Origin of the sequence: uncultured Draconibacterium sp., assembly GCF_913063105.1 — a bacterium.
Lineage (GTDB): Bacteria > Bacteroidota > Bacteroidia > Bacteroidales > Prolixibacteraceae > Draconibacterium.
The window spans coordinates 16,390-43,314 of record NZ_CAJXYQ010000011.1 but is presented as its reverse complement, the minus strand read 5'-3'; the positions used below and the strand labels follow the sequence as shown (position 1 = coordinate 43,314).

The 26,925-nt window shown below is 39.9% G+C and carries 16 protein-coding genes; 15 read left to right on the top strand and 1 reads right to left on the bottom strand.

All coding sequences use genetic code 11. The features are described from left to right. Positions 1-276: 276 nt before the first annotated feature. Positions 277-1,689: a 23S rRNA (uracil(1939)-C(5))-methyltransferase RlmD gene (gene rlmD, locus QZ574_RS11935; protein ID WP_297089737.1), complete on the top strand. Its 1,413-nt coding sequence runs from the start codon at positions 277-279 to the stop codon at positions 1,687-1,689. A 147-nt stretch (positions 1,690-1,836) separates the two neighbouring features. Next, the gene (locus QZ574_RS11930; RefSeq protein WP_297089735.1) at positions 1,837-3,381 is read left to right on the top strand and encodes an OmpA family protein; all 1,545 of its coding nucleotides are present in this window, start codon (positions 1,837-1,839) and stop codon (positions 3,379-3,381) included. Between the two features lie 129 nt (positions 3,382-3,510). Here the strand turns inward: QZ574_RS11930 and QZ574_RS11925 are convergent, their stop codons facing one another. Then, on the bottom strand, positions 3,511-4,530 hold the full coding sequence (locus tag QZ574_RS11925; protein WP_297089733.1) for a LacI family DNA-binding transcriptional regulator: 1,020 nt from the start codon (positions 4,528-4,530) through the stop codon (positions 3,511-3,513). 192 nt (positions 4,531-4,722) lie between these two features. Between QZ574_RS11925 and QZ574_RS11920 the strand changes: the two genes are divergently transcribed. From QZ574_RS11920 to QZ574_RS11860, 13 genes are all read left to right on the top strand, one after another. Further along, positions 4,723-6,369: a sodium:solute symporter family protein gene (locus QZ574_RS11920; RefSeq protein ID WP_297089731.1), complete on the top strand. Its 1,647-nt coding sequence runs from the start codon at positions 4,723-4,725 to the stop codon at positions 6,367-6,369. 9 nt (positions 6,370-6,378) lie between these two features. Further along, entirely contained in the window at positions 6,379-8,661 is a 2,283-nt protein-coding gene (locus QZ574_RS11915; RefSeq protein ID WP_297089729.1) for an FAD-dependent oxidoreductase, read from the top strand. 30 nt (positions 8,662-8,691) lie between these two features. Further along, positions 8,692-11,727, top strand: coding sequence for a TonB-dependent receptor (locus QZ574_RS11910; protein WP_297089727.1), 3,036 nt, complete (start codon positions 8,692-8,694; stop codon positions 11,725-11,727). Positions 11,728-11,751: 24 nt separating this feature from the next. Further along, positions 11,752-13,422, top strand: coding sequence for a RagB/SusD family nutrient uptake outer membrane protein (locus tag QZ574_RS11905; protein WP_297089725.1), 1,671 nt, complete (start codon positions 11,752-11,754; stop codon positions 13,420-13,422). A 160-nt stretch (positions 13,423-13,582) separates the two neighbouring features. Further along, positions 13,583-15,502, top strand: a complete 1,920-nt coding sequence (locus tag QZ574_RS11900; RefSeq protein ID WP_297089723.1) for a hypothetical protein — start codon at positions 13,583-13,585, stop codon at positions 15,500-15,502. A gap of 21 nt (positions 15,503-15,523) precedes the next feature. Then, positions 15,524-16,177: a hypothetical protein gene (locus QZ574_RS11895; protein WP_297089721.1), complete on the top strand. Its 654-nt coding sequence runs from the start codon at positions 15,524-15,526 to the stop codon at positions 16,175-16,177. Positions 16,178-16,193: 16 nt separating this feature from the next. Continuing rightward, the gene (locus tag QZ574_RS11890) at positions 16,194-17,297 is read left to right on the top strand and encodes a glycoside hydrolase family protein (protein ID WP_297089719.1); all 1,104 of its coding nucleotides are present in this window, start codon (positions 16,194-16,196) and stop codon (positions 17,295-17,297) included. Next, positions 17,297-18,397, top strand: coding sequence for a hypothetical protein (locus QZ574_RS11885; protein WP_297089717.1), 1,101 nt, complete (start codon positions 17,297-17,299; stop codon positions 18,395-18,397). Before QZ574_RS11890 ends, QZ574_RS11885 begins: the two co-directional genes overlap by 1 nt. 65 nt (positions 18,398-18,462) lie before the next feature. Then, complete coding sequence (locus QZ574_RS11880; RefSeq protein ID WP_297089715.1) at positions 18,463-21,420, top strand: glycoside hydrolase family 2 TIM barrel-domain containing protein; 2,958 nt, start codon at positions 18,463-18,465, stop codon at positions 21,418-21,420. A gap of 40 nt (positions 21,421-21,460) precedes the next feature. Next, complete coding sequence (locus QZ574_RS11875) at positions 21,461-22,543, top strand: glycoside hydrolase family protein (RefSeq protein WP_297089713.1); 1,083 nt, start codon at positions 21,461-21,463, stop codon at positions 22,541-22,543. A gap of 26 nt (positions 22,544-22,569) precedes the next feature. Further along, the gene (locus QZ574_RS11870; protein WP_297089710.1) at positions 22,570-23,679 is read left to right on the top strand and encodes a glycoside hydrolase family protein; all 1,110 of its coding nucleotides are present in this window, start codon (positions 22,570-22,572) and stop codon (positions 23,677-23,679) included. 51 nt (positions 23,680-23,730) lie between these two features. After that, positions 23,731-24,867, top strand: a complete 1,137-nt coding sequence (locus QZ574_RS11865) for a glycoside hydrolase family protein (protein ID WP_297089709.1) — start codon at positions 23,731-23,733, stop codon at positions 24,865-24,867. Then, complete coding sequence (locus QZ574_RS11860) at positions 24,864-26,912, top strand: hypothetical protein (protein ID WP_297089707.1); 2,049 nt, start codon at positions 24,864-24,866, stop codon at positions 26,910-26,912. The genes QZ574_RS11865 and QZ574_RS11860 overlap by 4 nt, the downstream gene beginning before the upstream one ends. Positions 26,913-26,925 lie beyond the last annotated feature (13 nt).

The following is a 26,925-nucleotide window of genomic DNA, read 5'->3' as shown; positions in this document are numbered from 1 at the left end:
CAAACCCCTAAACACAAAACCAATCATAAATACAGAAGTCGCTTTCCCCTTTTAAGTTTTACTTATTGAAAATAAAACCAACCATTAAATCAATAGCAAATATAAGCAAATGATTAAAGCATGAAAGTGCTGGCTAACATAAAATCACTTTTGTGTAGGCAATATGAGTAGCTTTTCCCATAATGGGAAAAAGTATCTATGTATGGGAAATGACTGTGGAAGCAATAATAATGCAATAATTATTAATGCTTTATATTTGCGCAAAAATAGATTTAAGTGGGAAGAAAAAGAAAGAAGCCATTCTACGAGAATGTGAAAATTGAAGATATAGGAGCAGAAGGAAAAGCTATTGCCAAAGTGGGCGATATGGTTGTTTTTACAAAACTAGCAGTTCCGGGTGATGTAGTCGACTTGCAGGTGACCAAAAAACGTAAACGGTACCAGGAAGGAATCGTGAAAGCGTACAAAGTTTACAGCCAGGATCGCGAAAAAGCCTTTTGCGAGCATTTTGGTGTATGCGGCGGATGTAAATGGCAAATATTACCATACCAAAAACAATTGTTTTACAAACAGAAACAAGTAGAGGATCAGTTATCGCGAATAGGTAAAATCGAGCTACCGGAGTTAAGCCCCATTTTAGGGTCGGAAAATGAAAAATTTTATCGAAACAAAATGGAGTTTACCTTTTCAAACAAACGTTGGCTTAGTTTTGATGAAATTGAATCAGAGGATGAAATTAAAGATCCGAATGCCCTGGGTTTTCATGTTCCGGGTTTATTTGATAAGGTTGTAAATATTGAAAAATGTTGGTTGCAGGCCGATCCCTCAAATCAACTCCGGAATTTTATTTACGAGTATGCATTGGAAAAAGAATTGTTGTTTTTTGATATTCGGGAACAAAAAGGATTTCTTCGAACGCTTATTATCCGTACTAGTTCAACAGGTGAAATAATGGTAATTGTAAGCTTTTATTACGAGGATACTGTTGCACGAGAAGCGCTACTTAACACCCTTAAAGAGCGTTTCCCGGAAATTACCTCGCTGATGTATGTAATAAACCAAAAAGGCAACGATACCATCACCGACCAGGAAATAAAAGTATTTGCGGGTCGCGATCATATATTTGAAGAAATGGAGGGGCTAAAATTTAAAATCGGTCCAAAAAGTTTTTACCAGACAAACTCCAGTCAGGCTTATGAATTGTATAAAATAACAAGAGATTTTGCTGAACTTAACGGTACAGAAACCGTGTACGATTTATATACCGGAACGGGTACCATTGCGAACTTTGTTGCCCGTAAAGCCCAAAAAGTGGTGGGTATTGAATATGTGCCAGAAGCTATAGAGGATGCTAAACTGAATGCTGAAATTAATGGAATAAACAATACCTCATTTTTTGCAGGCGACATGAAAGACGTCCTGAATGAAGAGTTTATAAAGCAACATGGACGACCAGAGGTGGTAATTACCGATCCGCCACGAGCAGGAATGCATGCTGATGTGGTGCAAACAATAATAAGCATGCAACCCGAAAAAATTGTATACGTAAGTTGTAATCCGGCAACCCAGGCTCGCGACCTTGCAATGCTTGATTCGTTGTACCAAATTGAGAAAATTCAACCCGTTGATATGTTTCCTCACACCCATCATGTGGAAAATGTAGTAATGCTCAGAAAAAGACTTGATTAATTAAGTAAAATAGCCTAACTTGCTTCAACATTTGCAAGTAATATTGCAGAAAATAAGGGTCGTATTAAGAAGCTGGATGCATTCTTAATATTTGTATTTGTAGTAATGTATAATGATAATTTCAGAGAATCCTAAATTCAAATAATTATGAAAAGAGTATTACTTTTTATTATTGCATTTGTTCCGATGATGGCTTTTGCGCAACAGAAGTGTGTATACTTCGAAAAGAAAGTTAAACTAGAGACTGAAAAGACGGAATTAAATACATCACAAAGTGATTTTGGACCTGCTTTCGTTCAAAACGAACTTTGGTATTCAGCTTTTACCGCTGAAGAAATAGAGAAACTTAACAGTGGTACAGACAAGGAAATTTTTTACAATCTTTATGCAACACCAACCGATTCGAAAGGGAATGTTAAAGATGGAAAGGCTGTGCAGCTCGCAGAAGCCAGCGAAAACTATCACGCCGGACCGGTATCGTATTGCCAAGCTACCGGCGAACTATTTGTTACGTTAAGTAACTTTGAAAATCCTGATGTTCGGAATAAGGTATATCAAAAAGCAGATATCAGACTGAAGATAATTATTGCCAAAGAAGTTAATGGACAGTGGCAAAAAACCGGCGAATTACCGTTTAACAATCCAAAATATTCCGTAGGTCATCCAAGTATTACTGTTTCTGGCGATACTCTGTATTTTGTATCTGATATTCCAGGAAAAGGCTTGGGAGGCACCGATATTTATATGTCGGTTCGTACCAACGGTGTTTGGGGAGAAATGCAAAACCTTGGAGATGCTGTGAATACGGAAAAGAATGAAATGTTCCCTTTTATTTACAAAGGAAAACTGTTAATTTTTGCATCAAACGGAAGAGGATCGGGCGATGATTTAGACATATATAATGTTGGTTTGTTTGGCGAAAACATTACTGGTGTTGCCGAAATTAAGGAGTTAAATTCTGATGGTGACGATTTTGGTTTTGTTATACATCCTGAAGAGGAAGTTGGCTATTTCTGCTCAAACAAAAATGGAGGTTTGGGAAGCGACGATATTTACAAGGTATTAATCGAAAAGCAAGGTAAATACGAGTTGGAATTGGTAGTGATGAACAAGAAAACCATGGAGCCTGTTCGCGATGCCAAAATTACATTCGGAGGAGCTTTGAAAGCCCTGGCAGGTTTGTTATTTAAGCAAGAACTGGAAAAAGACAAGTCGTACACTGTAGCCACCAATATCGATGGTTTTATGAATGATTCAAAAACAATTTCCACTGTTGGAAAACCATTTGGAGTAATTCGTGATACACTTTGGGTTGAAAAAGTAGAAGTGGGGCAGAAATTTGTTATGGAAAACATTTATTACGACTTTGATAAATGGGATATATTACCAGAATCGGAGGTAGAACTGGACAAACTGGTAAAAGTAATGAATGATAATCCAGACTGGAAAGTAGAACTGGGTTCGCACACTGATAGCCGTGGTAGTGATGCCTACAACAAAAAACTTAGCCAGAAGCGTTCCGATTCTGCAGTTGGCTATATCATAAGTAAGGGAATAGGTGCCGACAGAATAACAGCAATGGGGTATGGCGAAACCCAATTGGTAAACAAATGCGATGATGGTGTTCCTTGTTCGAAAGAAGAGCATCGCAAAAACCGTAGAACCGAGTTCAAAATATTGGAAATGAATTGAGGTTAAAAAATTAAGATAGTGCTATTTAAAGCTGTTCCGAGTTTGGAGCAGCTTTTTTTGTATTTATAGGATAAAACTTATTTTGTAGTAAATTCAGTAATGTTTTAAGCAGGTCAGTACGAATTAAAATCAGGAGCTTAGCTTAACCGACGATTCCCGTATTTTAAGACTTCCACTTAATACCACTGTTTCCGGTACAATCAGACCACTGGAATCAAGTTGCTTTAGCAAGAGCTCCGCAGCAACTTCTCCCATTTGCCGGGTAGGTTGAATAACAGAAGAAAGCGGAGGTGAAATCATTGAAGATGTGGGGGTTTGCGTAAAACCAATAATTGCAACATCGCTGGGAATACGAAATCCATGTTTTTTTAAAGCTTTGATGGCTCCCATGGCAGTAGGGTCGTTTACGCAAAAAAAGCCTTGCGGAATTTGTTTTTTAATTATCAGTTTTTCAATCGCTTCAAACCCATTTTTAACCAAAAAGCCGGTTTCAATAATTTTAGAATTATCAACGGGCAGTTTGTATTTCCGATGGGCATCAACAAATCCCTGAATTCTTTTTTTGGAAAGGGTGAGGTGGTTTTTTCCTGCCAGGTGTATAATATTGGTTATCCCTTGCTGTATAAGATGTTCGGTTGCAAAAAGTGCCCATTTATAATCGTCGAATAACACTTTAGAGACATTTAACGATTCGTTGGAGCGGTTAAACAGAACAATGGGGAATCCCTTGTCGATAAGACTTTGAATATAATCGATGTTTTTAGACTCCTGAGATAGGGAAATAATAATGCCATCAGCAAAATTCTCGACCAGTGTTTTTAAATTCTCACGCTCGGTGTCATCATTTTCATTTGACTGCATTATTAATACCTGGTACCCTTTTTTCAGCAAAACATCTTGTATGCCCATTATAACTTCAGGGAAGAAGGGATTTAGAAACTCGGGAACAACAACACCAACATTGTAGGTCCGTTGTTGTGTAAGTTTACGAGCAATTGGATTGGGCTGGTAACCCATTTCCGACGCAGCTTTTAATATGCGTTCCCTGGTGTCGGGATGAATGTCGTACTTGTCGTTAAAAGCCCTTGATACAGTTGAAATGGAACAGTTCAGTGCCCTGGCTACGTCTTTTATGGTGACATGTTTCATCTTTTTTATACTTAATTGATGATTTGAAGCAAAGATAACAAATAACTTAGCCGATTTTCGGAAACGTTTCCGTTAAATTAAAGCGTTTTCGGAAACGTTTCCGAAGATTTATATTTAAATCATTCTTCAAAAATGAAGATCTGTAGATACATTCGTAATGACTAAAGCAATAATAACAATCAGTTTTAAGCTATGCATTTTATTGATTATATCGTAATCGTAATCTTTTCCATCGGCATTCTTGTTGCCGGACTTTCCTTTTCAGGTTCAGGAAAAAGTATGAAAAACTTTTTTGCAGCAGGTGGGGCTGTGCCTTGGTGGATTAGCGGACTTTCGCTTTTTATGAGTTTCTTTTCTGCCGGTACTTTTGTGGTTTGGGGCTCCATTGCCTATACGCATGGCTGGGTTTCGGTTACCATTCAATGGACCATGGCCATTGCCGGTTTTATCATTGGTTTTTTTATTGCTCCAAAATGGCATCGGGCTAGAGTTTTAACAGCAGCCGAGTATATTACCCAGCGTTTAGGATTAAATGTTCAAAAGCTTTATTCTTATTTATTTCTGTTTATTTCACTTTTTACTACCGGCGCTTTTTTGTATCCGGTTGCTAAAATTGTGGAAGTCTCAACCGGTTTTCCACTTCATTGGTGCATTATTGTTTTAGGCTTAATTATTATTCTGTACACCACAGCCGGTGGTTTATGGGCGGTAATTGTTACCGATGTTTTGCAGTTTATCATTCTTACTGCTGCCGTGTTAATAGTTGTGCCGCTTGCGTTCAAAAAGGTTGATGGTATTTCAGGCTTTTTACAAAATACTCCCGAAGACTTTTTCAATATTTTCTCGGGCGAATACACCTTAGGTTTTATGATTGCATTTGGGCTGTACAACCTATTTTTTATTAGCGGAAACTGGGCCTACGTGCAGCGTTACACCAGTGTACCAACACAGCGCGAGGCAAAAAAAGTAGGTTATTTATTCGGAACACTTTATCTGATAAGTCCGGTAATTTGGATGCTTCCGCCAATGATTTTCAGGGTTTTTAATCCCGGACTCGAAGGCTTTGGAGACGAAGGTGCTTACTTAATGATGTGCAAAGAAGTATTGCCTATTGGAATGCTGGGATTAATGTTGGGTGCCATGATTTTTGCAACATCAAGTTCGGTTAATACTACATTAAATATTGCGGCCGGGGTTTTTACCAACGATCTGTATAAAAATATCAATCCAAATACAAGCAATAAACAGTTAATGGTGGTAGCCCGGATGGCAACAGTTGCCTTTGGGATACTCACAATTGTAGTGGCCTTGCTGGTACAAAATATGGGGGGTATAGTTGAAGTTGTTTTAAGCGTGGCGGCCATAACCGGCGCAGCCTTATATCTTCCGCCAATCTGGTCGCTGTTTTCAAAACGGCAGAATGGAAAAAGCATTTTAACAGCTACATTGGTAAGTTTGGCCATTAACGCGGTATTTAAATTTATAACACCTTACGCATTCTCATTTTCGTTAAATCGCTCACAGGAAATGATTTTAGGAGTGGCAGTACCGATTATCGTGCTCACTCTTTTCGAGCTTTGGTTTACCTTAAATAAAAAAGATAACCCTCATTTTGCGAAATATGAGAAACAGAGAGAGGAAAAGGAAATTGAGGCAGAAGAGGCAGTCGTTTCCGATTCGCAAAACACACACGGTCGTAAAGTTATTTCATTTGGAATTTTAGGAACGGGATTATTGGTTTCGGTTATTGGAGTTTTTGCAGATACCGGCAAGTGGTTAGTAATCGCGGCAGGTGTAGCGATTATTTTGACAGGAATATTAATCAAACCCAAAAAATAGGTACAAAACATGATTGTAGAAACAATAAACAATATTGGTAGAACAAATTACAAGAAAAATTTACAAGCTGATATTGTAATTACAGGAGGAGGATTTGCCGGAACGTGTGCAGCCATTACCGCAGCCAGAGCTGGTGCAAAAGTGGTGTTGGTTCAAGACCGTCCGGTGCTGGGAGGAAACGCATCGAGCGAAGTGCGTTTATGGATTTTAGGAGCTACCTCGCACATGGGAAACAACAACCGATGGGCGCGCGAAGGTGGGGTAGTGGATGAAATATTGGTGGAAAACCTATTTCGGAACAAGGATGGCAATGCCATTATTTTTGATACCATTTTGCTGGAGAAAGTTACGGAAGAACAAAATATTACTTTGCTGTTAAATACTTCGGTTTATGAGCTTATAAAAAAAGACGAATCGAACATCGAAAGCCTAAAAGCCTTTTGCAGTCTTACTTCAACAGAATTTATTTTAAAAGCTCCGATGTTTATCGATGCTTCGGGAGATGGAGTCGTTGGATTTTTGGCAGGTGCTCCGTTCAGAATGGGTGCCGAAACAAAAGAGGAATTTGGAGAGCTCTTTGCCCCCGATGAGGCTTACGGTAAAATGCTTGGGCATACTATTTATTTTTACAGCAAAGATGCAGGCAAACCGGTGAAATACGTAGCTCCATCGTATGCATTAAAAGACATAACCAAAATTCCTCGTTTTCAAAATATTCAAAGCAACATGACCGGTTGCAACTTTTGGTGGTTCGAGTATGGCGGACGCTTTGAGGATACCATCGAAAACAGCGAGAAAATAAAGTGGGAACTTTGGAAAGTGGTTTATGGTGTTTGGGATTACATCAAAAACTCGGGCAAATTCCCCGAAGCCGAAAATCTTACGCTAGAGTGGGTAGGAAATATTCCAGGCAAACGCGAAAGTCGTCGTTTCGAGGGAGATTATATGCTGATTCAGCAAGATATTATCGAGCAGCGCGAATTTGATGATGCCATTGCTTTTGGAGGTTGGGCCATCGATTTGCATCCCGGCGATGGGGTTTACAGCAAATTGCCCGGCTGTACTCAATGGCATTCAAAAGGAATTTACCAGGTGCCGTTTAGAACCTTAACCAGCAAATCAATCAATAACCTGCTTTTTGCCGGACGAATCATCAGTGCTTCTCACGTAGCGTTTGGTTCAACCCGTGTTATGGCAACCTGTGGGCATATTGCCCAGGCAGCAGCTTTGGCATCGGTAATGTGCATTGAAAACAAGCTCGAAACCAGCGCGATTCATCAAAAAGAAAATATTTCGGAACTTCAGAATCGGCTAAATTTAATGGGGCAAAGTATTCCTAAAATTCCAATCGATTATAAAAAATTGGGAGTTGAGAAACCTAAAGTTTCAGTGTCGAGTACTTTTTCTCTGAAAACACTTTCATTCGATGGCGATTGGGTTTCGTTGCACGAAGGTTTTGCGCAATTACTTCCTTTAAAAGCAGAAACTAAATACAATTTTAAAATTGAAGTTGAATCAGCTTGCACATCTTCGCTGAAAATTCAACTTCGAAAATCATCGAAAGCCGGAAATTATACCCCCGATGTAATTATCGATAGTTTGGAAATTGCTTTATCAGAAGGCAAACAATTTCTAAGTTTTACGTTCGAAAAAGAACTGGACGCCGATCAATACGCCTTTCTTACCATTTTACCAAACAATGATGCAAAAGTTAAGAGCAGCAAACAATTGCTTACCGGAACAGTTTCCGCTTTTCAGAAAATGAACAAGGCTGTTTCGAACAATGGGGCTCAAGTTCCGCCCGAAGGAATTGGGGTTGAGTCGTTCGAATTCTGGACACCCAAACGCCGCCCCGACGGACAAAACCTTGCTTTTGAAGTGAAGCCTGCCATTGAAATGTTTTCAGCAGAAAACTTAACAAACGGATTTGTACGACCCAACATTCAAAGCAATGCCTGGGCTGCCGACCTAAATGACACTTCTCCGGAAATTATCCTTTCGTGGGATAAACCACAACAAATAAATAAGCTTAAGTTATTCTTCGATACCGATTACGACCACCCAATGGAAAGTGTGCAAATGGGGCATCCTGAAGATATTATTCCATTTTGCGTGCAGAATTACGCTGTTTACGATAAGCAAGGCAAGCTCCTTTTTGAGAAGAGGGGGAACTACCAAACCATGAATGAAATTGAATTTAAAAACAAAATAATATGCGATGAATTAAGAATAATGCCGGAACATCCTGCGACAAACGTTCCGGCTGCTCTTTTTGAAATTATATGTGTATAAAAACAAAAAATGTAAATTAAATCAAAACTTATGAAAATCAAAAAAATGATAATCCTAATTCTGGGATTATTTGTAAGTTCTGTGTTATGGGCTCAGGAAAAGTCCGTTAATGGTAAAGTTACCGACGAGGCTGGCGAGGCCTTGCCAGGTGTAAATGTTGTTGTTAAAGGAACAACTACCGGAACTATAACCCAAGCAGATGGAACCTTTGCTCTTCAGGTTCCGCAAAATGCTCAAACGCTTCTAATTTCTTTTATTGGTTTTGCCAGTCAGGAAGTCGACATCAGCGCTGCGACAAAAGTTGATGTAACTTTAAAAGCCGATGTAATTGGATTAGAAGAAGTGGTGGCAGTTGGTTATGCCACACAAAAGAAAGTAAACCTAACCGGTTCGGTGGCCAGTGTTGAAGGTGAAACATTGGCAGAAAAACCGGTAATGAACGCTTCCATGGCACTACAAGGTGTTGCCTCGGGGGTTACCGTAACCCAAAATTCGGGTAAACCAGGTGGCGACCAGGGAACCATCCGAATTCGCGGGATTGGAACATTAGGCGATTCAAATCCTTTGGTTTTAGTCGATGGAATTCAGGGCGATTTAAATGCTGTAGATCCCAACGAAATTGAAACAATATCAATTCTAAAAGATGCGGCATCGGCAGCTATTTATGGTTCGCGTGCTGCCAACGGTGTTATTCTTATTACCACCAAGCGTGCAAAAGAAGGAAAACTTAAGGTGAACTATCGAGGATATGCAGGTTGGCAGGAATTTACGGGGCTTCCAAAGTATGCAGATGGTTATACCTACATGGAACTAAACAATGAGGCCATGATAAATGCAGGTAAAACTCCAATTTGGAGTGAAGAATACATGGCTGAATACAAAAATAACAGTGGACTGTATACGGGAACTTATCCCGACGTTAACTTCCAGGATTTATTATTCTCTGAACCTGGCTTACAACAACATCACAACTTAACAGTGGCCGGTGGTAGTGGTAATCTAAGTTCAATGGCTTCTATTTCTTATATGGACCAAGAGGGGCTATTACCAAATTACAATTATAAAAACTATTCGGTTCGATTAAATAATGATTACAAGGTTTCTGAAAAAGTTCAAATAAAACTTGATTTATTTGGTCGTTACTCACCTCGAGATGAACCAAGAGTAGATGAATCATCTGTATTTACGAATGTAAACAGGCTACCTGCTCTAATGGCGGTTTATACAACCGATGGTCGTTATTCTACTAATTTTATGAATTACGGAAATCCAATCTCAGGGTTTTACGATGGTGGAAACAGAGATATTGATAAATATGCCTTTAGTGGGAAGTTCGCTGTAAATGTTCAGCCAATTGAAGGAATGGATGTTATGTTTTCATATGCTCCTGATTTTGGTTATACATACAACCGTGTAGATGGGAAACCAGTAGCTATGTATCATGAAGGAGAGGAAGAAGTGGCTATGTATTCTCCAAGTATGTCGACTTTAACAGAAAGATTTGATCGTTATTGGAGAAACAATCTCAATGCTCTGGTAACCTATACAAAACAAATAGAGCAGCATAATTTTACTGCATTGGCGGGGTACGAACAAATTGACTATAAGAGCAATAACTTTAATGCTTATCGCGAAAATTTCCCTTTTGTCGATTATATGGTATTGGATAATGGTTCTGTAATTAACATGAACAATGGTGGTACCGGTTACGAATGGGCATTACGTTCATATTTTGGAAGATTGAATTACAATTTCAACGAAAAATATTTGGTTGAAGCCAATGTTCGTTATGATGGTTCATCACGTTTTTCGGAAGGAAACAAATATGGTGTTTTCCCATCATTCTCATTTGGTTGGAGAATTTCGGAGGAAAATTTCATGTCAAATGTGGATTGGATGGATAATTTAAAATTCAGAGCTTCATGGGGACAGCTGGGTAACCAAAATATCGGTAACTATCCGTTTGCTTCAGTAGTTAGTTTGGGTAATGATTATATATTTAATGATACCCCTGTTCCTGGTGCGGCATTAACCGATATGGCTAACGAAGACATTACCTGGGAAACCACAACAACCACGAACATTGGTTTAGATTTTGGTATTTTCAATAAAATATCTGGTTCATTTGAATGGTATGTTCGTAATACCGACGATATCTTACTTCAACTTCCTGTTCCAATGACCATTGGTTTAACTGCACCTTACCAGAACGCAGGTAAAGTGAAAAATACGGGCTGGGATTTTAACGTGAGTTACACGAATAATGACCACGAGTTTAAATATTCCGTTGGTTTTGTTTTGTCTGATGTGAAAAACGAGGTGGTTGATTTGAAAGGTTCGGGACCATATATCGGTAATTATACAATCACACAGGAAGGTGAAGCTATCAATTCACTTTTTATGTATGAAACTGATGGTTTATTCCAAACTCAGGCAGAAATTGATAACCATGCAAAACAATTTGGAAGCGTTGCACCTGGTGATATTAAGTATGTTGACCAGATTACTGTTGATACCGATGACGATGGAGTACCTGATGCCACAGACGGCGTTATTAATGCCGACGACCGAGTAGTTGTGGGTAGCAATATTCCTCGCTACAGCTATGGTATCGATTTAAGTGCACAGTACAAAGGATTCGACTTTTCTGTATTTTTTCAAGGTGTTGGCAAACGCGATACTTATCTTGATGGATATATCGGTTGGGCATTTTACAACCTCGGTAACATAGAAGAATGGCAAATGGATCGATGGACTCCGGAAAATACCGATGCAACTTATCCGCGTTTAATCGATGGTTCATCGCATAACAATTTCAGACCTTCAGATTTTTGGGTATATAATTCAGCTTATTTCAGAGCAAAAACTTTACAGTTTGGTTATACTCTTCCTAAAAATCTTACAAGTAAAATTGGTTTAGATAAACTAAGAGTCTATTTCTCCGGTAACAACCTGTTTACGTCTAGTAAACTTCATGATGGTTGGGATCCGGAACAGCCTCAGGGTAATACTTCTGTTTATCCGATTACATCAACCTATGTATTTGGTGTTGACTTAAACTTCTAATCGTTAATTTAAAACTAAGTAAAAATGAAATTATATAAATTATTCATACTGATCATTGTAATGACAGGTTTTATGTCATGCGAAGATTACCTTGAAAAGTATCCTCTGGATGCTCCGTCAAGTGCTACCTTCCCTGGCTCTGAGGACGAGCTGATTATTGCAGTAAACGGTGCATACAATGGCTTGCATTATAACAAATGGAATTGGGGATATTCAACTAATGAACTATTTTTTCGCGATGCCACGGATGAAAGTTTTAATCGTGCCGGAGCAAACGGAATTGGTGCAGAGGTAATGGGTGACGGTACTCCAACAAGTTCATTATATTCTACGGCATGGCAATTCTATTATGGGACAATTCAACGGACCAACTTTATTATTGGAAATATGGAGAGGGCCCGTGAAACAATTGATGCCGCAGTTTGCGACAATGCCGAAGCCGAGGCTAAATTTATCAGAGCCTGGTCATATATGTATCTTACCGAACTGTTTGGTGATGTTCCATTAATAACAAGCACGATAACGCTTGAAGAATCAAAAACTCCAAGAACTCCTAAAAGTCAGATTGTTGATTTATTATTATCTGATTTAGATTATGGTATATCTGTTTTACCGGAAGAATATGGTTCAGAAGACAACGGACGAATAACCAAAGGAGCTGCATTGGCATTAAAAGCACGTATCGCATTGTTTAACGGTATGTATAACGATGCCGCAACCGCTGCAAAAATGGTTATGGATATGGATGATGTTTATGAATTGCACCCGAGCTATACCGATTTATTTCAGAATGAAGGTAGAGATAACAAAGAAGCTATTCTAAAACTTTCATTTCACATTGATGTAATGAAGAACAGAAATTCGGTAATTATGAATTCCCGTAAAGGACAAGGGTGGAGTTTGTCTGTTCCTACTAAATGGTTAGTTGATTCATACTTATGTACAGATGGCTTGCCAATCGATGAATCTCCATTGTATGATCCTGCCAATCCGTATGAAAACCGTGATTCGCGCTTAAAAGGTAGTCTTTATGTACCAGGTACGTGGATAAGGGAATATCGTTTTGAAACACATCCTGATAGTACTACGACCGTGTACAAAGGAGCCAGGGTAAATAACGTGGAAGTTACCAACCCTTATGCAACCTTTACCGGCTACTTGTGGAAGAAAAATAACGATGAAAGGACTTTTGATGAAATGCCGGTATATACCGGGACGGATATGCCTTATTCACTTATTCGATATGCAGAGGTATTTTTAATATATGCCGAAGCCAAAATTGAGTTAAATCAAATTGATCAATCGGTTTATGATGCAATAAACATGGTAAGGAATAGAGCAGACATGCCGGATGTAACACCAGGACTTTCTCAGGATGAACTTAGAAAAGTACTTAGAAATGAGCGTAAAATAGAGTTGGCAGGTGAAGGCTTGAGAACATTTGATATACGCAGATGGAAAATTGCGGAGCATGTAATTCCAGGCAAACTTCCAGGGCGAAAATTCCAGGAAAGATGGTTTAACCCGGGAATTCCAACAATTAACGAATACGGGCATCCGGTTTATGCCGACCAGGATGATGTGTTTAAAGTAATTCAGGTACGTGCTTTCGATGCTTCCAAAAATTACCTTTGGCCCATTCCTCAAAAAGAAATGGATGTAAACGATCAGTTAGTGCAAAATCCCGGTTATTAAGGGATGTGCATAGTTAGATAGTTTGGTTAGATAAGGGCCGGCTTTTAGAGTCGGCCCTTTACTGCAAAAAGATATAACAGCTGATGGAATAACTTTGGCTAAATATCATCGTAAAAAAAATGTAAATTCAAAAAAATAGAAACCAACTAAGAATTAACCAATGAGACCATTTGTATTCATTTTTATTTTCATGGTATTTGTATCAAGTGCTGTTGCCCAGAACAAAAAAGACGTTTACTCACCCTATGTAAACCAGTTGGGGTATAATCTTAAGGAATCAAAACGTTTTGTATGTTACGGCGCAGAAAATAATACGCCGTTCAGGATACTAAACAATACCACCAAAAAGGTGGAATTCGAGGGGGAAGTGCTAAACTTTCAAGGATGGTTTTCAGCTTTTAATCCGATTTCTGAAAACGAAGAATATATCATTGACGTGGAAGGTCACGGGCAATCGGTACCCTTTTTAATTGGCGACCATGTTATGGAACTAAAGTCGAGCCAAATGGCCTATGGCTTTTTTATTGATGCCCGTGGTTTTGAAGATTTGGACAATTACGATATGACCAAGGTTTATGGCGGGGGGCCTACTCGTGACGGTGGTTTTTACGGACTTGAAACCATTTTTGAGATTTTGCAATATGCAAGTAATCCTGCTTTGTTTGACACCTGGACTGAGGAAATGGATAACGAACAGCTTTCTGATTTGATTGAACTTATTTTATGGCATGCCGAATTTGCTTACAAATACCACACCTATAATGGTGATGTTGCCAACCGACATGGCTCGCTTGGCTACCGGGGAGAACCACGTATGAAATATGATTATTGGAACTCATTAGACCAATTGGCAGCAGTTTGTGCGGCTTACCACTCATTTCTAAAACCTTATCTTTCGGAAGAAAAATACCAGAAATACCGTGCGGTTTGTAATGAGAAGTGGGAAGCGTATGACAGGCACAAAGTAGTGCGTTACTGGACTTTCAGTACAAAATGGGTGGACGAGGGATTCCAGGAGTTTAATGAAATGGGAAACGCTTTTGGACAGTCGGTTTTCCGTAATATTTTTATGTATTTCTGTGAAAAGAATGAAGCAAGCGGACAAGCTGAAAAATACCTTGAATGGGCACAGGAAGGAGCAAAAGATATTATAGCCAACTGGGATTTTAATAACTCACGACACATGTGGTGGATACGAAATGCAGAGCACATAACCCCACAGGCTCTTGCTTACTTTTTAATGCTTGCACCTGAACATGCTCCCGAAGGTACAAAAGAGAAATTAGCTGCATGGGCCATTCACATGAAACAAAAAACCAATAACTTTTGGATGTACCGAAAACATTCGGAAACTGAATGGGCTCATGCGCGTACAAAGGAATTGGGAGGTGCTCCGGCATTGGCAGGTTCAATGTTTGCTGTATCGCATTTACTCAACGACCCGGAACTTAGAAAGATTGGATGGGCGCAGGTTGATTTTGTTTTTGGAGTAAATCCTGCCGGAACACATCTTAGTAATAAAAGCGATGAAAGAGTTGAAATTGGAGCCTTTTGGGAAGATGTGGAATACGGTTGGCCTCAATCGCACCCCCATGGCTACGGAAAACTCGGAAAAGTACGCGGAGTGCTTGATGGTTCTCCATTAGATAGTCAGTTTCCCATAATTGAAAAGATGGAAGCTGTAGAAGGAAAAAATGAAGGAAAAGCAATTGGTGAAAACGCTTACGCAACAGAAGGTTGGGGAGTTTCTAATCGAGGATGGCAAGCCAGCCTAACCTTTTCGACTCTTGGAAGCCAACATGTAAAAATATTCGATGAAGCATATAAAAATGAAATCACCACAGCAAAACCCGGGGAATCAATAATAATTGAATTAAAAGCTGCATTAAACCAAAGTGCAAAAGAAAAAGATAAAGGCTGGGTTTTGTTGAATGGTGAAAAAACCGAAGTGTTTGAAAGTAAGCCAAATTCGGGTTTATTTATTGCTAAATATATAGTGCCAGATAACATTGAAAAGTTAAGTGCAAGCTATGGTTATTTAGGTTTTGAAAACGAGGCAGAAATTCAAGTAAAAAAATAATTAACCTTTTATATCAATCGCATGAGTAGGGTATCCGTTTTAATATCGTTATTTTCAATAGTTTGCACCCAAAGTTTTTTTCAAAACGAATTAAACTTTAAAGAATTGCTACCCGATAAATTCGATAAAGCCAACATTAATTCCGAAGGACAAGTGATAACTTTAACACCGGTGGCATCGGTGAGACCTGACGGGAAGGTATTATTGGCCTATAAATACGTTGTTGATATAGGAGACAACAGAGGAGGGCAAGTTATTCATGTTACTTCCTTATCGGATAATCCGCTAGGGCCCTTTGTTGAAACAAAGGTTCCTTTCATAACGCATCCAACAGCAAAGTTTGCAACTGACGACCATATTGAGTGGGCCGGCGACGGGAAATACTGGTGTATAGCAAAAGATTGTCAGGGATATTATTCCGAACATCCAAAAGAAGCAACCTTACTTTTCGAATCGGATGCCGAAGGCTTGGTTTGGAAACCTACTAAAAATCCATTGGTAATGTTGCCCGGAGAAATAAAATGGACCGACGGTACAGTGACTAAAACCCAACGTACAGCAGACATGCCCAAATTATATTACGAAAATGGTAAGCCAAAGGCATTGATTATTGCGGCATTGCCAAAGAACAGTGAAGACTCTTTTTCTCTGGTGATTCCATTAAAGAGTGAATAAATAAAAAAATTAAGAAATGAGAACGTTTTTTATGCTGGTGTTAGTTGCTTTGATATTTAGTTCATGCCAACAACAAGAGAAAATCATTCAGAATTATAAAATTGAGTTCGGGAAAGTAGCCAAGCACTCTCGTTTCGATGGAGCCGACACTGCAAGTTTTTGGGGAGGCTCAGTCATAAAAGGCAATGATGGGTTGTATCACATGCTTTATTCACGCTGGCCAAAACATATTGGATGGGAGTGGGCAAACTATTCGATAATTGCCCATGCTACTTCAAGCTCACCTTTTGGTCCTTATCAACACGTTGACATAGCACTTCCGGAACGTGGTTCAAAATTCTGGGATGGCTCAGCAACCCATAATCCAACAGTTCATAAAATCAAAGGAAAATATTATTTATACTACATGGGCAACTTTGGCGATAAGAAGATTGTAAGTGTGCCTGGTAAAGCAAAAATTAACTGGATGCACCGCAACAACCAACGTATTGGTGTGGCAGTTGCCGAAAACCCTTGTGGCCCATGGAAACGTTTTGATAAACCTGTACTGGATGTTACCCATGGCGATTCAACGGCACACGATGCCTTAGTGACCAATAATCCATCAGTTTGTAAAATGCCAGATGGGAAAATACTTATGGTATATAAAGCAGTAGGTAAAAAGTTTCCTTTGCCTGCAGGAGGGCCTGTTGTTCACATGGTAGCCATTGCAGATAATCCAACCGGGCCTTTTAAAAAATTTCCAGACCCTGTTTTTACTTTCGAAGGAGAACGTTTCCCAGCCGAAGACCCTTACATCTGGTACCAGGATGGAAAATACCGAGCCATTGTAAAACGAATTGAACACATTGACCATAAACGAGTATTCTCTTTGGTACACTACGATTCATTTGATGGTATCCACTGGGAAAGAGGTAAATATTTCCATATTTCGGACCGAATACTTACCTGGGAAGATGGTAGGGTTGTACAATACGACCATTTGGAGCGTCCACAGGTATTAATGGAAGATGGCGAACCAATCGCGCTTATCTGTGCCGCTGATGTATATGACGAGAATAACATTCGTCAATCGTTTAATGTGCAAATACCTTTAATTATTACAAAAGAAGTAGAATAATGGCAAGGTTAATAACACTTATTATTTTATTCGTTGGATTGTTATCATGTCAATCAAATAAAGAGCTTGTCATCGAATTTGGAACAGCTCCGAGTTCGGCGGTTTTTGAATCGGATAGCTTTCATATTTGGGGGGCATCATTGACAAAGGGAAACGATGGGCTTTACCACATGTATTACTCACGATGGCCAAAATCGCATTCCGCTCATTGGACAACGGACTCTGAAATTGCCCATGCTGTATCTGAATCGCCTTATGGTCCCTTTCAGCATAGAGATGTTACGCTGCCTGCCAGGGGTGCTGATTTTTGGGATGGAATGTGTACGCATAACCCTACCATTCATGAATTCAATGGCAGATATTACTTGTATTACATGGGGAATACGGGCGATGAGAAAAAACCATCGACCCCTACTAAACCAACAATAAACTGGGTACATAGAAATAACCAGCGCATTGGCGTTGCCGTTGCTACCAATCCTAACGGGCCATGGGAACGTTTCGATGAACCATTGATTGATGTCAGTCCGGATAGCACAGCACACGATGCATTACTGGTTAGCAACCCTTCGGTTACGCTGCGTCCGGATGGTGGGTATTTAATGGTGTATAAAGCCGCCGGTAAGAAAAGAAAAGGCATTGCCGGAGGCCCGGTGGTACATTGTGTAGCTACTTCCGATAGCCCTACCGGCCCTTTTAAAAAGCACGATTTGCCAGTATTTACTGCAGAGGGGCATGATTTCCCCGCTGAAGATCCTTTTATATTTTATTATGGCGGAAAATACCGTGCCATTGTAAAAGATATGCATGGAGCCTTCATCGAAGCCGGAAAATCATTGGTGTATTTTGAGTCGAAAGATGGATATGATTGGAAACTTGACAGTACGAATCCTTTGGCATCAAAACTTCAAATAAAATGGGAAGACAAAGGTATTAAACAAGTTGACTTTCTGGAACGACCACAGATATACATTGAAGACGGGAAACCAACAGCTATACTTTGTGCTGCACTTACCTATACTGACGACGGAAGGGAAATATTACGAAATGTCCAAATTCCGCTAATCATAAAAGAACTTGATAAAAAGACTAAGGATTAACTGCAATTGCTTTAACAAAAATGAAAAAATAGTAAGAACTTAAATCTAAATGAAAAATATTCAACATGAAACCTTACAACAGCTCTTCTATCAGAACATTACATAAGAAATCATTTCATATTCTGTTGTGTTTCTTCTTTATAATTGAATTTAGCGCTACAGGCCAAAATTTTCCCGAAGGTGTTCCTTCTACGGGAAGAAAAGTTCAATCTCTTAATCAGGATTGGAAATACTTTAAAGGCGATGCAGGTAATCAAGCCTCAGCAAGCCAATTCAACGATAACGAATGGGCGAATGTGAACCTGCCTCATACCTACCAGTTAACTTCTGTTAATTTAGACGACTGTACCGATGACAACACCCAGGAAACCTTCCATCGCGACATATGCTGGTATCGTCGCTCTATTGATGTAAATGCCAAACCCGGCCAAAGAGTTTTCCTCGAATTTGAGGGGGCTCATCAGTTAACAGAAGTTTGGGTAAACGGCAAAAAAGCAGGGGCACATGCCATTAGTGGCTATACCCCGTTTCATTTTGATATTACCGACCTGATAAACATTAATGGTGAAAATAAAGTTTCCATCAAGCTCGACAACAGAAAAACAGACCAAATTCCACCAGACGGTGACCGCTGGGATTATGTGCTTTTTGGTGGATTGTACCGTGATGTATTTTTGGTGGTAACCGACCCCCTTTACGTTACCTTCCCATGGGAGAAAAGAGAAGCTGGTGTTTTTATTACCACGCCAACGGTTAATCTCAGAAATGCGACCGTTTCAGTTCGAACTACAGTTCGCAATGCCGGTGAAAAGAGTAAAAAATGCGAGGTTGTAACACGGGTAATTGACAAAGACAATATAGTTGTTCTTAAACTTCATAAAAAAGCAAGTATCGATCCGGGGCGAGAACATACCTTTATACAAACCGGAGGAATTACCGAAAATATGCGTCTTTGGGAATTTGATGATCCATACTTATATCGGGTGAATACGCAGATTCTGTATGAGGGAAAAGTGGTGGATATGGTAGAAAACCCATTAGGTTTAAGGTGGTTTGAAATGCGACCGGGAGTAGGATTTTGCATGAATGGTAAGCCTGTAGAACTGGTTGGTGCCAATCGTCATCAACAATTCCCTTATGTAGGCGATGCAGTTCCTGATAACTTGCATTGGGCAGATGCCTATAAGTTTAAGGCCAGTGGAATGAATGTGGTTCGCCTGGCACACTACCCGCACGATAATGCATTCTTTGACGCCTGCGATAAACTGGGAATTCTGGTTTGCGAAGAACCGCCTACATGGATTGAGTTTGGTCCTGAAATTTGGATGGACAGATTGGAAGAATCTTTTAGGCGCACAATTCGAAATCACCGAAATCACCCCTCAGCTTGGGGATGGGGAGCCGGTATTAATCACCGTGGACCTGTTCAACGTTTACAATATGCTGCAAAAGAAGAAGACCCAACCCGTATCACCATGAACAATGGTACTCTTTGGACGGGGCCTCAGCATGCAGGAGTAACCGATCTTTATGCAGTAATGGATTATCGCGGGGCGCGTCGTCCGAAAGATCAATTCCTGTTTGCCATGGAACACAGTGGTTCGGAAGATACATGGGGCAACCAAAAAATTGTATCGCGTTACAAAGCCGATCCGGATTTAATCGGGCTTACGCTTTGGAGTGCCCACGATAGTTATTCATTTATAAAAAGAGGTGAGCAATATCCAAACCTGTCGCGCTGGAGTGCTGCGGCCTGGGATATCTTCCGACTACCAAAACCTGTTTATTGGTGGATGAAATCGGAAATGACCACCGAACCTATGGTGCATATTCCGGATCATCGTGCACAAAACGATTCTACTATTATCGTATTTAGTAATTGCGATGAAGTTGAGTTATTGATTGAGGGGAAATCCATTGCCCGGCTTAAACCGTGCCATGCACCTGAAGTTGCTCATCTAAATTCTCCTGCTTTTGTTTTTGACTCCACCTGGGAATCGGGAACAATTACCGCCAAAGGTTATATAAACAACAAAATTGTTGCTGAACACTCACTAAAAAAGCCTGGTGAAGCACACCATATAGAATTGGAATTTGATAAAGATTGTCAACCTTTATATGCCGACGGGTCGAGCATAGCACTTGCATTTGCCCGCATTTGTGATAAAAACGGAACCACCGTAGTAGATTATAACCCGGAGGTAAGTTTCGAAGTATCGGGGTCTGCAAGTATTGTTGGGGGTGAAGATATTGGTTCCAACCCTGTGAAGTGGGAAAATGGAATAGCACCTGTTTTAGTTAGAATGGGTACTGAAGCCGGGGAGATTAATCTTATAGCCAGCGCCAAAGGACTGAAAAATGGAAATGCTGTTATCAGCAGCAAAGCATGGACCAGCAACCATGTTTTACAAAATGCTAAGCCCATCAGAGACGTTCTTAGATTAAGAATAGATTTAGGTAATCCCGAACAGCACGTTCAGGATCAGTTTGTAGCCTGGAGTTGGTCGGATAAAGGTAATGCTAAGCAGTCCTTTATTGTAGAAGATAAAAACAAGATAAATGTGAGCATCGAATCTGTAGGTGATAGCCTAAAATGGACCCACACCTGGGGTGTGCCAGGCGATTTAAGTTTTATGATTGAAGATGGTGTAGAAATAAATGCACCAGGTAAAATAATGCTAACCTTCAACAATCTTCCTGAAGGAGAATACAGTTTGAAAAGCTGGCATCACCGTTTAACGGGTGAAAAAGATGAGGCTCCGGTTCTAAAAATTGAGGTAAGTGATGCAAATAGCGAAGTTCAAATCGTTAAATCAGATTATCAGCCAACATATGGCCGAAAAATACAAATATCCACTGCCGGTGGCGGAAATCGTGGCGATGGAGGGTCGAACAAAGCGGCAAAAGGATTTTCGTTACTTGAGTTTAAAGCAACAAAAGGACAATCTGTAAAAATTGTTTTTAGTTCCGAAGAAAATAAAGGAACCATCGGATTGAATGGATTTGATTTGAAGGCGAAATAAACGCTGTGATAAATAAAAAAAATTGAAAATAAAAAAGAATATGAAGAGCTTAATAGCAGTTTTAATAATCATTACACTTTTCTCCTGCAATTCAGAAAAAGAAACAACTGAATTTAAATTTGAACTGGGGAAAGTTGCCCCGGAATCGATTTTTAGTGGTGGCGATTCACTAACCATTTGGGGAGGTTCGCTGATTAAGGGAGAAGATGGATTATACCATATGTATTATTCTCGCTGGAAAAAAGACCTGGGCTGGGCATGGGTGACTCATTCCGAAATAGCACATGCTGTTTCTGAATCGCCTTTTGGCCCGTTTGTACATAAAGACGTAATACTTCCGGCACGAGGAGCTGAATACTGGGATGGTTTGTGTACCCATAATCCCACAATTCATAAATTCGATGGAAAGTATTATTTGTATTACATGGGTAACACTGGCGATGGGGTAAATCCATGTGTTCCCGGTAAAATTGTGTACAACTGGACACATCGAAACAATCAACGTATTGGGGTAGCTGTGGCCGATAATGCCAATGGCCCATGGAAACGCTTTGATACTCCTTTAATTGACGCAAGTAAGGATACAACTGCCTTGGATGCCATGTTGGCCAATAATCCATCAATTACCAAACGACCAGATGGTGGTTACTTAATGGTTTACAAAGCGGTTGGAAAAAAGACAAAAGAGATTTGGGGTGGACCGGTTGTGCATTGCGTTGCTACATCCGATAGCCCAACGGGCCCTTTCAAGAAATATGATTTTCCGGTATTTACAGCCGAAGGTCATGAGTTCCCGGCAGAGGATCCTTCTATCTGGTACCAGGGCGGAAAATACAGGGCTATTGTAAAGGACATGCACGGTGCATTTACCGATGCCGGACAGGCACTGGTTATGTTTGAATCGGAAGATGGATTTGATTGGAAATTAGCAGCTCAACCTTTGGTTTCTAAGCTACAAATAACCAAAGAGAATGGCGAAGTTCTTCAATTAAAACATTTAGAGCGCCCTCAATTGTTTATGGAAAATGGTAAACCAATTGCCCTGCTTTGTGCTGCTGATACAAGCGATGCCAATGGGGTATTGCATTCATGGAATGTTCAGATTCCTGTTATTAGCGAATAATTAGAAAGATTAAAATTGATGCGGATATGAAAATGATGAAGAGTGTTCAATCTATGGTTTTGATAACATTGTTAATCTCAGTTAGCAGTACTGTTTTCTCACAAAATGATTTGAATTTTAAGGAGCTGCTTCCTGAAAAGTTCGATAAAAAAAATATTATTCAGGAAGAAGATTATAATGTTTGGGGAACCAATATTCTAAAGGGAAAAGATGGAAAATACCATGCCATTTACTCGCGTTGGCCAAAGAGCCGTGGACATCATGGTTGGGTAACCCATTCAGAAATTGCACATGCTGTTTCTAACCATTTAACCGGACCATACAAATTTAAGAATTTGGTGCTGCCAGCCCGGGGAAATGAGTTCTGGGATGGCGATTGTACGCACAATCCGCACGTAATTGAATACGATGGCAAATATTACCTCTACCACATGGGTAACCGTGGAAGTGGCTACTGGTACAATACTCCAAATGACAGGATGCCTTCCATTAAAGACGATAAAGAATGGTGGGTTAACCGCAATAACCAACGCATTGGAGTTGCTGTTGCAGATGATTTAAACGGCCCCTGGAAACGTTTCGATGAACCCTTAATTGATGTTACCGGTGATCGTTGGATGACCTCAACACCAACCGTTTCGAAACGGACCGATGGAAAGTTTTTGATGGCCTACAAATACGTTCAGGCCGACCCAAAACACAAGAATGGAAAAGTTATTCATGTAACGGCTACATCGAGTTCACCTCTCGGGCCTTTTAAAGATACGGGCATCCCATTTATAACTCACCCTACAGCTTCGTTTGCCTGCGACGACCATTTAGAATGGCTTCACAACGGAAACTATTATTGTATCGCTAAAGACTCACGCGGAGTTTGGAGTGATTACCCCGATGGCTCAACTATGCTGTTTGAATCGGACGACATGGGTTTGGAATGGAAACCTGCCAAAAATTTCCTTGCCATTAAAGCCGGCGAAATTAAATGGACCGATGGTACTTCAACTTCTTGCCAACGAACGGCTGATATGCCTAAGTTTTATATGGAAAATGGTGTGCCTAAGGCATTGATTATCGCAGTTCTTCCAAAAGAATGCGAAGATTCGTTTTCGGTGGTTATTCCACTTCAAAAGGATTAAGAAATGATGACTGTTGAAATAATAAAAATGAATTTTATCAATTAAAATAAAATGCAAAAGATTGTAATATTACTTTTTGTTCAACTTTTGGGAGTTTTTACTGCTTGTTCGCAGGAAAAAAAAGATTTAGACCTTGGAGCAATGGTTCAGCCCATTCCCGAGGAATATAAATTTATTGACCCGGATTACCACATTTGGGGAGCCTCAGTGGTGAAAGGTTACGATGGCAAGTACCATATGTATTATTCGCGGTGGAAGTACGAATTGGGGCATTTTGGCTGGGCAACCGACTCGGAAATAGCCTATGCTGTTGCCGAAAAAGCAGAGGGGCCCTACAAGCATGTAAGTGTTGCCTTACCCGCACGTGGTAAGGAGTATTGGGATGGGACAACCACACACAATCCAACCGTATTCAAAAAAGATGGCAAGTATTACCTGTATTATATGGGCACTACATCATCGGTAAAAGCCAAACAGCCAACTTCCATGAAAAATAAAGACTGGTGGATGTACAGGAATGGTCAGCGAATAGGAGTTGCCTGGTCTGATAATCCGGCTGGCCCATGGAACAGGTTGGATAAACCGGTTATTGATGTAAGTGACGACCCAACTGCACCTGATGCTTTAATGACCTCGAACCCCGCCATTAACATTGCTCCCGATGGAAGTATTTTTGCGGTATACAAGGCGGTTGGCAAACAAAAAGGCTGGAAGCCAGTAGATATGGAAAGCACCGATGGATGGCAGGTTTCAAAAGGAGACCGGGTGAGGTATATGGTGGCTTTTGCCGAGAACCCGCTTGGGCCTTTTAAAAAGCATAACGAAACCATTTTTGAATTAAAGGGCTCTGAAGATGAGCACATGATTGCTGAAGACCCGTTTGTGTGGAGCCAGGATGGCTTATATTATGCTTTGGTGACAGACATTCAGGGACGTTTTACCGGAGACACAGGAGCTATTGCTTTAATGGAATCAAACAATGGTTACGATTGGGTACAGGCAAAACATCCGTTAGTTGTTCCGGGTAAAATTTTAAAAACAGACGGTACACGAACGGAATACAAGATAGAACGGCCACAACTATTGGTAGAAGATGGTGTGCCAACATTCATTTTTGGTGCTCTTGGTATTACCGTTAATGGAGTACACCGTGGACATTGTTGTAACCTAAGAATTCAATTAAAATGAAACGAGTTCCGATTGGTCGGGACGAGTTCCATCTTATACCTTTAAAAACAGACAATTTTAATAAGATGAAAAAGATAACTAACATTTGGATAAACACTGTTTTATTTTTCTCACTATTGAGTACTTCATTCTTGCATGCCCAGGACAATGCTGAAGTTGTTATATATCCAAACCAACAAAAAGAACTGAGAAGTGGTGAATTTGTTAAAAACAGGCTTGACAGGTCAAAATATTTTACCACTATGGGCACGTTAACCGGAACCAGATACACAGATTCAAAATGGGAAATGATGAAACCAACAAGATGTTTGGGGCCACATTTAACAGCTATAGACAAAAATTACAAAAAAAAGAACCTTATTGAGAAAAAGGTTAAAGAGGTCACTCTTGATCGCGTCAAATCGTTTGAGGAAGGATTTAGGTCAAATCAGGATTTTAAATGGGCTATTGCAGGCATTTCAAAAACTTATCCATCCTGGATGAGAGAATCCGGAGATGTATACGATGCAGTAAAAAATAACTATTTTGAGTTAGCAGCCTTACAAGTCAATGCATGGCTGGACGAACTGGAATCAAATAATGTACCTTTGCCAACTTGGTTTACAGTACAAAATGAGCCTAAACAAAGCTGGAATATTACTGATATCGGGGAGTTTCACAGGGTTATGGCTAATTCTATACAAAAAAAGCATAAAGAAGTACACGTTTTTGGCCCTTGCTGGGCGTGGACCTTTCCGGGGAAGGATTTGAGCGACTGGCAGAAATTCTATGCTGACTTTATAGCCGCAACTCAAAATGCACTGAGTGGGTACGATTTGCATACATACTCAAAAGGATACTGGGCGTATGATTCTATTAATTACAAAGGGAATCGTAATGACATGACCAAAAAACAAAATCATCCCAGCTTATTTAAAGGAATGTATAACGGGAATGAAACGGTTTATGATTTTGGCACTTTAGAGAGTCAACTGAACATGTTACAGGCGGTGCAGAACACCTTGTACGATGTTGGCCCAAAACCTGTAATCATTTCAGAATACGGAAGGCAATCCATTACACCCCAATTTGGGCCCTGGGAAAATGACTTTAAATTTTTCTTATATATGACTACAGTAATTCGGCAAATGATGCTCTATATGGATGTGCCGGAGGTACAATTAGCAGTACCATTTATCCTAGCGCACAGTGATTATGGGTACGCGCCAAATAGGGGGCAGGCCGTTTATAATTTGCAAAATGATCCCGATAATAAAAACCACACCTCAACCCCGTTTTTACAATTCTATGAATATTTTAAAGATGTAAATGGAGAAAGGCTGTATTTTGAAGAAAAGACTGCTCAGAAAACCTTCAGTAACTATGAGGTCATAAGAGATGGGAAATTCATATATCTGCTGGCGCACTATGGTAAAACCATTGGAGAGTTTACGCTCGATTTGGATGTGACGATTGAGGGCATAGATGCAGATGACATAACAGCCACAGGAATAAAACGCCTTAAATGGGAAGGTGAATATCCGGAGCCACATAATAGTGAGAACGTCAGTGGTAAGCTGATTATTGATTCCAATTACCAATCGCTTGCATCATTGAATGATATTAATATTAGTGGAGAAGAGACCATAATTGTTAGAATTGAATTGAACAGTGATACTGAGCCATCATCAAAAATGGTGGAGGAGGCTTATTATGCAAAAGGATACCTGGCTAAGGTTCAGAAGAATACACCTTATGAAATGAAGTTCAGTTTAAAAGAAGCTTCAGCAAATGCTCTAAAGTGCTTTGTAGATATTGCTTTAGCAGTGGATGAAGGTATGAATGATTCACCCGAATTTACTTTTAATGGGGAAGTTCTGGGTAAAATTCTTGACCACAGACATACCAGGGGAATCACAAAGTACAATGCAGTAGAAAGAGTGGAACTTCCGGTATCTCTTTTGAGACAAGGTGAAAATACGTTAAGTATTAAGTTTGGAGAAGACGTTTCGGATAATGATACCTATGTGGTTTCAGCTAAGCTGGTGGTTCTAACCGAGGAATAATAAGTAAACAGAT